At 33.5% G+C, this 11,856-nt stretch carries 12 protein-coding genes and 1 riboswitch; of the genes, 3 read left to right on the top strand and 9 right to left on the bottom strand.

Annotation, left to right across the window (positions count from 1 at the left end; all coding sequences use genetic code 11):
• Positions 1 to 163: 163 nt before the first annotated feature.
• Positions 164 to 1,948: a cation:proton antiporter gene (locus AC3WQX_RS07900; protein ID WP_023351141.1), complete on the top strand. Its 1,785-nt coding sequence runs from the start codon at positions 164 to 166 to the stop codon at positions 1,946 to 1,948.
• Between the two features lie 105 nt (positions 1,949 to 2,053).
• Here the strand turns inward: AC3WQX_RS07900 and AC3WQX_RS07895 are convergent, their stop codons facing one another.
• The 9 genes from AC3WQX_RS07895 to AC3WQX_RS07855 all read right to left on the bottom strand — a co-directional run bounded on the left by AC3WQX_RS07895 (position 2,054) and on the right by AC3WQX_RS07855 (position 9,364).
• Positions 2,054 to 2,242 (bottom strand): helix-turn-helix transcriptional regulator, encoded by a 189-nt coding sequence (locus AC3WQX_RS07895; RefSeq protein ID WP_002432924.1) that lies wholly within the window; start codon positions 2,240 to 2,242, stop codon positions 2,054 to 2,056.
• 10 nt (positions 2,243 to 2,252) lie between these two features.
• Positions 2,253 to 2,591 carry a hypothetical protein gene (locus AC3WQX_RS07890; RefSeq protein WP_492740028.1) on the bottom strand — a complete coding sequence of 113 codons (339 nt, stop codon included), beginning with the start codon at positions 2,589 to 2,591 and terminating at the stop codon, positions 2,253 to 2,255.
• A gap of 251 nt (positions 2,592 to 2,842) precedes the next feature.
• Positions 2,843 to 4,807 (bottom strand): fructose-bisphosphatase class III, encoded by a 1,965-nt coding sequence (locus AC3WQX_RS07885; protein ID WP_049427892.1) that lies wholly within the window; start codon positions 4,805 to 4,807, stop codon positions 2,843 to 2,845.
• A gap of 172 nt (positions 4,808 to 4,979) precedes the next feature.
• Positions 4,980 to 5,594: an undecaprenyl phosphate transporter UptA gene (uptA, locus tag AC3WQX_RS07880; protein ID WP_002432789.1), complete on the bottom strand. Its 615-nt coding sequence runs from the start codon at positions 5,592 to 5,594 to the stop codon at positions 4,980 to 4,982.
• Between the two features lie 117 nt (positions 5,595 to 5,711).
• Entirely contained in the window at positions 5,712 to 6,710 is a 999-nt protein-coding gene (locus AC3WQX_RS07875; RefSeq protein WP_070597683.1) for a HesA/MoeB/ThiF family protein, read from the bottom strand.
• Entirely contained in the window at positions 6,710 to 7,477 is a 768-nt protein-coding gene (locus AC3WQX_RS07870; RefSeq protein WP_002469896.1) for a thiazole synthase, read from the bottom strand. The genes AC3WQX_RS07875 and AC3WQX_RS07870 overlap by 1 nt, the downstream gene beginning before the upstream one ends.
• A 1-nt stretch (position 7,478) precedes the next feature.
• A complete protein-coding gene (thiS, locus tag AC3WQX_RS07865; protein WP_002469878.1) occupies positions 7,479 to 7,679 on the bottom strand; it encodes a sulfur carrier protein ThiS in 201 nt (66 codons plus the stop codon).
• The gene (gene thiO / locus AC3WQX_RS07860; protein WP_049427899.1) at positions 7,663 to 8,781 is read right to left on the bottom strand and encodes a glycine oxidase ThiO; all 1,119 of its coding nucleotides are present in this window, start codon (positions 8,779 to 8,781) and stop codon (positions 7,663 to 7,665) included. Before thiO ends, thiS begins: the two co-directional genes overlap by 17 nt.
• Positions 8,774 to 9,364 carry a thiamine phosphate synthase gene (locus tag AC3WQX_RS07855; protein ID WP_070597682.1) on the bottom strand — a complete coding sequence of 197 codons (591 nt, stop codon included), beginning with the start codon at positions 9,362 to 9,364 and terminating at the stop codon, positions 8,774 to 8,776. Before AC3WQX_RS07855 ends, thiO begins: the two co-directional genes overlap by 8 nt.
• A gap of 78 nt (positions 9,365 to 9,442) precedes the next feature.
• Positions 9,443 to 9,552, bottom strand: a riboswitch (TPP riboswitch).
• 467 nt (positions 9,553 to 10,019) lie between these two features.
• On the opposite strand from AC3WQX_RS07855, the gene AC3WQX_RS07850 reads away from it, so the two are divergent.
• Together AC3WQX_RS07850 and AC3WQX_RS07845 are read left to right on the top strand one after the other, a co-directional pair.
• Positions 10,020 to 11,291: a pyruvate MFS transporter gene (locus AC3WQX_RS07850; RefSeq protein ID WP_002432812.1), complete on the top strand. Its 1,272-nt coding sequence runs from the start codon at positions 10,020 to 10,022 to the stop codon at positions 11,289 to 11,291.
• 144 nt (positions 11,292 to 11,435) lie between these two features.
• Positions 11,436 to 11,726, top strand: a complete 291-nt coding sequence (locus AC3WQX_RS07845; RefSeq protein ID WP_002432496.1) for a putative quinol monooxygenase — start codon at positions 11,436 to 11,438, stop codon at positions 11,724 to 11,726.
• Positions 11,727 to 11,856: the final 130 nt, after the last annotated feature.

Raw genomic sequence — 11,856 nt, 5'->3', positions numbered from 1 at the left:
CTTAAGGTGCTCAGTAATTGTAAGTTTAATTTTAATCAATTTAATTATTTTTATACATTTACAAAAGTTTTAAGCAAATAATAATGCATTTATACATCATTTTTGATAGTATTAGGCAATATTGAATATATTAGGCAAGTAAATATATTAAGAAGGTGTTCATATGTCATTGGACTTACCCATTATGCTGATGATAGTTCTATTTCTAGCATTAGGGATTTTTAGTCAATGGTTAGCAGATAGAATTAAATGGCCATCTATAGTAGTTATGGCGATTGTTGGTTTACTCGTTGGCCCGATATTAGGTATCACTAATCCTAAAGAAGCGTTAGGATCTGAAGTGTTTAGTCCAATCGTTTCCTTAGCTGTTGCAATTATTTTATTTGAAGGTAGCAGTAATTTAGATTTTAGGGAACTTAAAGGAATTTCTAAAGCGGTTATTCGAATCATAACAGTCGGCGCAGTTATTGCATGGATTTTAGGTGCGATAGCCTTACATACAATCCTAAACTTTCCAATCTCCGTATCCTTTGTCATGGGAGGACTCTTTTTAATTACAGGTCCAACTGTGATTCAACCATTATTAAAACAAGCGAAAGTAAAGAGGAATGTTGACTCTATATTAAGATGGGAAAGTATTATTCTCGACCCAATTGGTCCGATGCTTGCATTGACAGCATTTTATATCTTCCAAATTATTGAACAAGGTATAAGTTTCATTGTTATTCTCATATTCGTACTGAAAATATTAGCCGTTGTCGTAATCGGCTTTGGTGCGTCATATTTATTTAATTGGTTCATACGCCAAGATATGATTCCACAAAATTTAATGCCACCTATCCAATTCGTTTTTATTCTCTTAACATTTAGTGTTTGTGATGCAATATTATCGGAATCTGGATTATTAGCGGTGACAATTTTTGGTTTAATAATGGCACGTAAAAAACGTCATGATTTAATCTTTAAAGAATCAGATCATTTCATCGATAATGCATCTTCTATATTAGTAAGTACAGTCTTTATTTTAATCACGTCATCACTTACGAAAGATGTATTACTTAATGTAGTATCATGGCAACTCTTTATTTTCTGTATTGTCATGATTGTCTTAGTTCGACCTATTTCAGTGCTTTTCTCAACATTTAAAACTGAAATTTCTAAGAAAGAACGAGCGATTGTCGCTATGATGGCGCCAAGAGGGATAGTCGTATTAACAGTGGCCCAATTCTTCTCAGGATTATTTATGGATGACAAAGTAGCTATGGCGAAATATATCACGCCCGTGACATTCGGCTTAGTATTTATTACCGTGGTCATTTATGGCTTTAGCTTTACACCATTAAGTAAATTATTCGGTGTCGCTAGTAATGAACCACCAGGTGTAATTATAGTAGGTGAGAGTGAGTTCTCATTCCACCTAGGCGTGAATTTACGAGATCATGGGATTCCAGTTATGATGTTCAATTTATTTGAAAATACATCTGAGAAAGCACATGAAGCGGGATTTGAAGTCTTCAAAGGTAATTTATTATCAAGTAATGATCGTATTTATTCCGACTTACTTCGATATAATAAATGTATCTTAATGACACAGTCATTTATTTTCAATAGTCTGGCATTTAATGAATTAGTACCAGAATTCGGTTTAAATAATGTTGATATGATGCCTGTTTCTTTCAATGATGAACAGGCGAGAAATAACTTGAGTGGTCCGATTCGTAATCATATTTTATTTGATGAAAATCACAGCCCACGCTGGTTTAATAATTACATTACACAACACAATATAGTAGAAGTGCCAGCAGAAGAGTACCATGAACTTACAGATAAAGACATGTTGATTTACTACATTAGTGAAGATAAAGAAGTCACATTCAAACGTAGTAATAGAGAATTACCAGAAAATGACACAGGGGTTTATGGTATTTTAAGAGATGCCCATGCATGATAATAACTGAGGTCATTTTAATGTAAACTAATAACCCGTAGATGAAGTTGAGTCATCTACGGGTTTATTTGTGATTCATTGATATGGTTAGGGCATAATGACCCATTAATAAGTAAACAACTCATCAACTGTAACTGAGAACTGTTTAGCTAATTTAAACGCTAATACTAATGATGGGTCATATTTGTTATTTTCAATAGCATTGATAGTTTGTCTAGAAACCCCAAGATTCTTACTTAATGTTTCTTGAGATATTTTCATCTTTTTACGATAGTACAAAATATTATTTTTCACTTTATTACCTTCAAGCTGAATATTTTTTCTTAGTATGATAATAGAATATTATTAAAAATCCTGATATTAAAATTAAATAATGTAACTCTGGATAATTGCTAAAAAATCTGGTGAAAACATTTTTTTGTGAGTCAGTAAAATCACAGACTTTTAATAGTACAGCAATAATCAAACTAAATACCATCCATAATAATGTTTTGGCGAATATTTCAACGACCATTTGAGATTGTCTTTCGTCATATTTTTTATTTTTCACATCGGTTAAAATAGTTGGCAAATATTTGTTTATGATTATATTCCATAATACTCCAAAGACTAAGAATACTACTAATAAAAGAATAATTTTCATTAATTCCACTCCGTAATGTAAAAAGTTTTTGACATTATTATGATAACGTACTGACATAAAATGTCAAAAGAATTTTACATTTTGAAATGACTAAGATATAAAAAAGGTCATCCGGCTCCTGTGGGAATAGGGCGAGTTGAAAACTTGCTGAGCAAGATTGAGACCGTCCCCACGGAAAGCAAGATGACTTTTAAACAGAATTCACTTTATTTATGACAAGAAACTAAGGATTTTATGCTTAGTATTTCTATTTATTTTAAATATCTATCATGCATTAGAATTTTTAAGATATCAATTTGGTCTTGTAACTCTTTACCAACATTGGTATCTTTTATTTTTTTACGTTGCAATTCTTCATCTACAACACGCTTCACTGATAGCTCATCAGAACCATCTGATAATACCTTTTCTTTAGTATTGAACTCTTGATGAGCCACCAATTGCATACCGAATGAGTTATAAAGCAGTGTATATCCAGCAATACCCGTCGTGGATTGATAGGCTTTAGAGAAGCCGCCATCGATAACGAGCATCTTACCATCAGCTTTGATTGGATCTTCACCGTCGATTTCTTTAACAGGTGTGTGACCATTAATAATACGACCTTCATCTGGATTTAGTCCAAAGTCTTTCAACATTTTGCGAATCATATCAACATCTTCACGTAAGTGATAATATGGATTCTTCTCCTCTTTATGAGAAGCTTTGTCCTCTATAAAGTAGCGTTCAAATGTTGTCATTGCACGCTTACCAAATAGAGATGAATACTTACCAGTCCATAAATACCATACTAAGTCAGTAGATATATCATCAGTGATTTCTTTATGGTCGAAAGCTTTGCGTACATGATATTCAAAGACATCTAATAATTCACGTCCACTTAACTGCTCGCCCTCGATTTCGAAAGATTCCATTTCTCCATTTTCATCAACTGGGATACATCCATGAATCAGAAGATTGCCGTTGTATGGAAGATAAAGTTTACCTTCGCGCATCAAGAATGACATATGACGACGTAATTTCTCAGATTGTTGGAATGAAAGAAGTAATTTATCTACAACTTCCTCTTCTTCAGGCAGTAATTTCGCCGGATCGTTTCGGTCTACAGTTTGGAAACAAGTATCTTTAAGGGGATAAGTTTTGCCATAAACTGTAATTTCATTGTTGTCATAATCAATTTTTTCTAATACTAAACGTTCTTCCATTTCGAAAGAAGGGCGACGCTTAATAATAGGCATTTCGAGTTTAAATTGAATCATAGCAATCGCTTGATGTATTTTAGTGATTTGGCTTTCTTCACGTTTGGTTAAACTTGCATCTTTATCAGGACGTTTCTTAGGCTTGAAAGCAGGGTTCTCAGCGTCGTAATACTTTTCAGCTAAAGTAAGTAAAGGACGTAAGTTAATGCCATAAGCATCTTCAATAATATCTAAGTTATCATAGCGTGCACAGATACGAAGTAAGTTAGCTAAACATACTTTAGAGCCTGCATAAGCGCCTATCCACAACACATCATGGTTACCCCATTGAATATCAACTGAATGATAGTTAATGAGCGTATCCATAATCTTGTCTGGTTTCGGTCCACGGTCATAAATATCACCAACTACGTGAAGATGATCGACTACAAGACGTTGGACGGTATATGATAAACCGATAATAAGATCATCAGATTGCTCTAATTCAATAATTTGATTAACTAAAGTTTCATAATAGGGCTTCTTATTATGAAATTCATTACTTTTATATAGTAACTCTTCAATAATATAAACAAATTGTTCAGGCAAAGCTTTACGTAGTTTAGATCTTGTATATTTTGATGAACAATATGTAATAAGTTCTATCAGACGTTCGATAGTAGTGATATACCATACGTTGAGTTTACCTATGGAATCAAAATTATTTTTTACTAATTTTAATTTTTCTTCTGGATAATACACTAAGGCTGCTAAGTCATCAATCTCTTGTTGAGATAATTTATTTTCGAATATATCATTGATTTTTGCGCGAACGTTTCCTGAACCATTACGTAAAACGTGTTGGAAAGATTCATATTCACCATGTAAATCACTCACAAAGTGTTCTGTGCCTTTAGGTAATTCTAAGATAGATTCTAAATTAATGATCTCTGTTGCTAATTTCTCAGCACTATCAAATTTTTGAGAGAGTAAATCTAAATATTTTTGTTTCATTTCACTTTCAGTAATAGGAGTCATGCTTAGTCACCTCTGTTAAATATTTCCATCACATATGCATTATTTTAAAAAAGTAATGCGCTTACATAAATTATCTTTAAAATGTAGTGTTTTTTCAATGATAGCGTACTAAAAATTTTAATTTGTATGAAAAAAGCTGAGTAAACCCTAAAAAAGGATTACTCAGCTAAACTTATTTAACATTTTTGCGTCTTTTCATGAAGTAACGGATAACGAAGTAAATAATAGCGATAATGATGATGACATACATGATACGTGAGTATGTATGAATGCCATTCATAAGAGCACCGAAACTATCACTTAATAAGCGTCCAAGTAAAATAAGTGCGAAATTCCAAATTGTTGTTCCTAATAAGGAAAGGATAGTAAATTGAACTACATTCATACGGTTAATGCCAGCTGGTATAGTAATCAGCACACGTAATACTGGTACGAAACGACATAAGAAGACAGCCCATGCGCCATATTTTTTAAACCAATCATTGGCGCGTTTTAAATCTTTGCTTTTTAATTTCATCCATTTACCATGACGGTCCACAAATCGATATAATTTTTCCTCAGATATAAGTCTACAAATATAGTACAAAATGAGTAGACCAATAAACGAAGCTATAGTAGCAATAATTAATAGTGTCCATATAGATAAGTGGGATTTCACTGATAGTAAACCAGCAAAGGTAAGAATAATCTCTGAAGGAACTACAGGTAAGACGTTCTCTAATAAGATTAAAATAAATATAGCGGTATAGCCCCACTTACTAATAAACTCTGTAATAATCTGTTCCATTAATAACTCGTTTCTCCTTTAAATTAAGCAATGTTAATACATTGTATGTTAATTATAATAGATAATAACAATAATTGCTTAAAATTGATAATAAAGGCAAACCTGATTTGTACGAAATTATCGAATAGATTTGATTAAAGTATGATATAAACCACTAGCTTCTTCATCACTATGAACCCCGTAAGCATTCATGCGTCCATCTTTAAATAGAGTAAATTCATAATTTTCATATTTGATAAGTGTAGCGAATGAAGTAGCTTTTACAATATTTCCAGGGAAATGATTTGAGTAATCAAATGCATGTTTAGGCATTCTAAATAGGTACGTATGACCACACATTTGCTCAATAGTATTTTCTTGTTTTGTTTCTAATAAGTCATATTGATGGTTTTCACACACTGGGCATTCATTATTTTTCAATATATCTACGTTCATCGCTTTATAACTAAGATCAAACGCATCGATGGTAATCATTTGCTTTGAAAATCCTTTTCCACTTAAGTAGCGAATCACTTCAGCCACTTCATAACTTGCTACAATTGAGACAATAGGTGGGAGAACACCATTAATAGCACAACTTTCTCCAGTCTCAGGTATGGTTTGCATGAGACATTTTAAACAAGGACCTTGGTAATCAATGCCGTAAACAGTTCCTTTACTACCAACAGCTGCTCCATAGACCCACGGTATTTCATACTTATGACACACTTCATTTATGAGAAATCTCACTTTAAAATTATCCATTCCATCAATAATGATGTCTGGATTAATCTCACTTACTATATCCTCAATATTTGAAGAAGTGACTTCAACATCATAAGCAGTAAGAGTGACTTCTGAGTTGATTTGACTCACCTTATTTTTTACAGCTTCAACTTTAGAAACAAGATGATAGGCATCTTCTTCGTCATAAAGCGTCTGACGATGTAAATTTGATGTTTCAACGATGTCCATGTCTATAACTGTAAGATGATTAGCACCCATGCGAGCAAGCTGGTCTATGATATGGCTCCCTAAAGCTCCAGCACCAAAGACAAGTATTTGTGATGTAGAGAGTTGATGTTGTCCGTCTTCGCCAAAAGGGTGAAATCTCGTTTGTCTATCGTAGCGTGACATTATAGAAAACCTAAACCTTCAGTAGGGCTTGATGCTTGTGCAGTATATTTTACTGGTATTCGTCCAGCTTCGTATGAAAGTCTACCCGCATTAATTCCAAGCTTCATTGCTTCAGCCATTTTCACAGGATCTTTAGCTGCAGAAATCGCTGTGTTGAGTAATATACCGTCAGCGCCTAGCTCCATTGCATGACATGCATCTTTCGGTGAACCGATACCTGCATCAACAATAACCGGTACATTAGCATTTTCAATAATATAACTTAAATTAAGCGGATTATTAATACCACGACCAGTTCCAATAGGGGACGCAAGTGGCATGACTGCATGTACACCTAGTTCTTCCAAACGTTTCGCCAAGACGAGGTCATTTGAGATATATGGACATACGATATATCCTTTTTCTAAAAGTACTTTACAAGCTTCATATGTTTCAAATGGATCAGGAAGTAACGTTTCGTCATCGCCAATAACTTCAACCTTTATCATGTCACATACACCTGCATGGTTAGCAATTTCAGCAATTCTAATTGCTTCTTCAGCTGTTTTAGCACCTGCTGTATTCGGGAAAGTAATAAAGTCTTTTAAGTTAACGTTAGCTAAAGGATTAGGTAAATCACGATCATATAAATTCATACGACGAACAGCAAAGGTTAAAACATTGGTTTCTGAAGCTGCAATCGCTTGTGATTGAATATCTTCATTGTCAAATTTACCAGTACCTAATAATAAACGAGATTGTAATTCTAAATTTCCAATTTTAAACATTTTATCCGCCTCCAACAATTTCTAATAATTCTAATCGATCATCTTCTCTAACAGTATGTTCATGATACTTATCTTGTTTAATTAATTCTTTATTGAATTCAACGATAACGCGCTTAGGATCTAATTCTAGTGCTGTTAAAACATCATAAATTGATTGTTCTTGGTCAAAGCTGAATGAGTCTCCGTTAATAATACACTTCATAATTGCTCCTCCTTTTCACACTAAAGCTTGAGTAACGAGGTGGTTTAATGCCAGAAATTAACCAATTTGCTATATCGCGTCCAATTACGGGAGATAATAAAATCCCATTACGATAGTGTCCTGTAATAACGAACAAGCCATCATCAATTTGATCCATCATTGGCATTTCATTATTCGTGTAAGGACGAACACCTGACCATTCTTTAAGTACACGACTATTCTTAAGTTCTGGAACACGAGCGCTTGCATGATCTAAAAGCCAATTTAAACCGCCTTCTGATGTGCCTACAGAGTAATTGTTAAATTCACTTGTTGCTCCTATTAAGAAACGATTGGGTTGTTTTGGAACGATATAACATCCATTAGTCATAAATAATGTCTCTTTAAGATCTAGTTCATCATGTTCCAGTAATAGAACTTCGCCTTTAACTCCAATGACTTCTCTAGGAAGAGAGTAGTTTTTTAATAGTTGAGAGGACCAAGCACCACTTGCAACGATCACTTTATGTGCTTCAATAGGTGACATTTGGTCAGTACACACAGCGTAGTAGCCATTTCTTCTATCAATCGATTGAACCTCTTGGTGATAATATCGTGTGATGTAATGTTGTTGTAGAGATTTAAACAAAGCTTTCGTGTATTTATTAGCATTGATTTGACCATCACTAGGTATATGAATTGCGCCATAAGCTGGTTCAACATTCGCATTGGTAAGCTGTATAAGTTCATCATTGGATAGTAGCTTGACACTAGAATCCATTTGTCTATGGAACTCATATTGACGTGTGAGTGATTCGAGGTCATCTTCTTGGTTAGCAATCTTAATAAGTCCTGAATCTTTGAACTGTATGTCGATTCCAGTCTCATTTAATAAAGATTCGCTTAATTTAGGAAACATCCCACGCGATTCAATGGCTAATTTATATAAATCGTTATCTTCAGTAAATTCATTTTGTGCTCCTAACATGCCTCCAGCTTTATATGAAGCATGTTTACCTGGAACATCTCGGTCGATGATCGCGATGTCATAATTTGTTGCGCTTAACTGTCTAGCAATTGACATACCTATGACACCAGAGCCAATAATAAGTACATCATGCATGTTGTGACCACTTCCTTCTTAATTCCTTAATTTCATTTAAAGACGCATTCATGAAAAATGAAATAGCACAAATACCATCAAATCCATATTCCAACTTTGAAATCGTATGTTCAGAAATTCCTCCGATAGCATAAATAGGTATAGGTAGATTTAATGCTTCTACGATTTCATCATGTGAACGTGGCGTGTCATGCGGATGTGAGGGAGTAGGGAAAATATGACCGTAAAAAACATAATCAAGTCCTTCATCTATACATGTATAAATAGTATCTATGCTATGTGTGGACATACCCACTTGGATTTCTGGATGTAATTTTTTATATGCAAAAGCTGTTTTAACATTTTCTTTAAAATGAATACGACTAAGGTTTAATTCTTCTAATAATGCCGTGTCACTATGAATAATCATTTTATCCTTAGGAAAACCTTGGTTAATGAGTTGAATCAAAATCTTCTTTAATTCATTTTTTGGCATAGACGTTCGAAATAATAGGGCATCAATGCCTTCCTCGATATTTAAGAAGTGTTCTAAGTCTTGTGTTGTAAGTGTCTTATCGTAAGTTATTGCGATAAATATGTGCATCACCTCAAATTTATAAATAAAAAAACGCTACCTCCCTGAATGGGAAATAGCGCTTAAATCATCTATATAAGTCCTAAAACTCTCTTGTCGCCACTTCCCTACGCCAGTATGAACTGGATCAGGTTCTAGGAATTATAAAGTCACTTCTTTACTCTCAGCCCTAAACAAAGGCACTTCCAGTGGATTTATATGAAATTGTATCAAAAAAATTTCAAACGTTTTCTTTGAATTCAGTTTACTATTTTTAGGAATATTCTTCAAACTTCTTTAGCTTTTATTAATCATATTCAATTTATGCATAAAATTACATATATGCTTCATATAATGAATAAAAAATAAGTAATTTAATGTTTTAAGCTACTCAATTTTATAAAAAATATGGTTTTAGACACCATTATATAAGTGAATCTAAATCACATGCTTAAAACTGGAGATTCCAGTAAAATATACGAAAAATATACATTTTTTAAAGAAATTTCGTCTAAACTATTGTAACCGTTTTCGCAACGTGCTATATTATATAAAAATTGTAGCGCTACAACTTAAAAAAGTTGTTCTAAAAAGGGTAGTTTTAACAGTCATCGCAGGGAATTTCTGAAACTTAACGACATCTTATATAGAAACAACATAATTTAAATGGAAGTAGGAAACAAATATGAATGAAAAACGCAGTAATGTACGCTGGTATTTTGCAATTGGGTTCTTTCTCATCGGCGTAATTGCATATATGGATAGGTCTAATATTTCATATATTGCAGCTCCAATGATGAAAGATTTAGGTATGACAAAAACACAATTTGGTTTATTAGCCTCATTTTTCTCACTAGGTTATGCATTTATGCAAGTGCCTTCTGGAATGTTAGCTGAGAAATTTGGTCCTCGTAAAATGATTACTATAGCTCTCGTATGGTGGAGTGCATTCACAATTTTGACAGGTATGATTAAACATCACGGTTTATTATATTTTGTAAGATTTTTATTCGGTGTCGGCGAAGCCCCAATGTACCCATCGAATGCCGTATTTAACTCATTTTGGTTTGCTAAAAACGAAAAAGGAAGAGCTTCGAGTGCTCTTCTAGCTGGGTCTTATTTTGGACCAGTACTAGCACCGATTATCACAATTGCAATTGTTAATGCCTTTAACTGGCAAGCAGTATTTTATATCTTTGGTGCAGTTGGTATTGTTATGGCTATCTTATGGGCAATCATTGCTAAAGATTTACCTGAGCATCACAAAATGGTAAGTGAAGCGGAGAAGAAATATATCACTGAGCATCGTGATATTGTTGCAACTGAAAAGTCTTTACCACCCTGGAAACGTTTCTTAAGTCACTTTAGTTTCTATGCAATTGCACTACAATATTTTGTAGTACAATTCGTTATCGCATTATTCTTAATTTGGTTACCAACATATTTGGCTGAGCAATATCATGTGGATTTCAAAGATATGGCAATCAGTTCATTACCATGGTTGTTTATGTTCTTCCTAATACTCTCAGCTGGAGCAATCTCAGACAAAATTTTAAATTCTGGGCAGTCACGATTTGTAGCGCGTGGTGCGATTGCTATCGCTGGATTTGTAGTGTTCTCTGTATCAATCTTTTTAGCAGTTCATACTGATAACTTATACATGACAATTGTTTGGTTATCCTTATGTTTAGGTGGCGTAGGTATTTCAATGGGTATGAGCTGGGCAGCAGCGACTGACCTTGGTCGTAACTTCTCAGGCACAGTGTCTGGTTGGATGAACTTATGGGGGAACATCGGCGCATTAATTAGCCCATTACTTGCCGGTATAGTAGTAGATCAACTAGGTTGGTCAATGACATTACAATTATTAATTGTTCCTGCAGTTATTGCTGCTATTCTATGGTTCTTCGTTAAACCAGATCAACCACTTGTTGTAGATGAAGAACAATCAAATTAATATTTTTATCTTGAACATACTAAGATTCCCAAACCACTCATCTTAGTATGTTTTTTATTTACTTCTGAATTTACAAGAGTTTAAAGCATGATGTTTCAGGTTATCTATGTATTAAACTGTTAAGAAGCTGAGGAGATGATTCAAATGATTATCATTAATGCTAAGATTAAAGTTGATGAAAATAAACGCGAAGATTACTTACAATTAATGGCTGACTTAGTGGAACATTCTAGACAAGAAAAAGGAAATTTATTCTATCATCACTATGAAGATGTAAGCGAAGCGAATACATTTGTGGTGGTTGAAAATTATAAAGATGAAAATGCTGTTGAAGAACACAATCAATCTGAACACTTCCAAACATTTAGCCAAAATATTAGTAAATTTATTACTGAGGAACCTAAGATAGATGTAAGTCGAACAGTAGAAAAATAATTCAATTCGCACGTTCAACATAAATGAATAATCAGTGTTATAATTGGTAAGTAAATGCAACACTTATGAACATCATAGATTATAAAAAATGAACGAGACAATGTTATTCAACTCATAAAATTAAATTGTC

Source organism: Staphylococcus sp. FW104-15G4D (assembly GCF_058790135.1).
Note: the sequence above shows the minus strand (reverse complement) of the source record. Positions and strands in the feature narration are given on the sequence as shown.

What these genes read in the sequence shown, in the direction of transcription:
- AC3WQX_RS07900 (WP_023351141.1), top strand. Translation starts at nt 164, where the DNA reads ATGTCATTGGACTTACCCATTATGCTGATGATAGTTCTATTTCTAGCA.
- AC3WQX_RS07890 (WP_492740028.1), bottom strand. Translation starts at nt 2,591, where the DNA reads ATGAAAATTATTCTTTTATTAGTAGTATTCTTAGTCTTTGGAGTATTA.
- AC3WQX_RS07885 (WP_049427892.1), bottom strand. Translation starts at nt 4,807, where the DNA reads ATGACTCCTATTACTGAAAGTGAAATGAAACAAAAATATTTAGATTTA.
- uptA (WP_002432789.1), bottom strand. Translation starts at nt 5,594, where the DNA reads ATGGAACAGATTATTACAGAGTTTATTAGTAAGTGGGGCTATACCGCT.
- AC3WQX_RS07875 (WP_070597683.1), bottom strand. Translation starts at nt 6,710, where the DNA reads ATGTCACGCTACGATAGACAAACGAGATTTCACCCTTTTGGCGAAGAC.
- AC3WQX_RS07870 (WP_002469896.1), bottom strand. Translation starts at nt 7,477, where the DNA reads ATGTTTAAAATTGGAAATTTAGAATTACAATCTCGTTTATTATTAGGT.
- thiS (WP_002469878.1), bottom strand. Translation starts at nt 7,679, where the DNA reads ATGAAGTGTATTATTAACGGAGACTCATTCAGCTTTGACCAAGAACAA.
- thiO (WP_049427899.1), bottom strand. Translation starts at nt 8,781, where the DNA reads ATGCATGATGTACTTATTATTGGCTCTGGTGTCATAGGTATGTCAATT.
- AC3WQX_RS07855 (WP_070597682.1), bottom strand. Translation starts at nt 9,364, where the DNA reads ATGCACATATTTATCGCAATAACTTACGATAAGACACTTACAACACAA.
- AC3WQX_RS07850 (WP_002432812.1), top strand. Translation starts at nt 10,020, where the DNA reads ATGAATGAAAAACGCAGTAATGTACGCTGGTATTTTGCAATTGGGTTC.
- AC3WQX_RS07845 (WP_002432496.1), top strand. Translation starts at nt 11,436, where the DNA reads ATGATTATCATTAATGCTAAGATTAAAGTTGATGAAAATAAACGCGAA.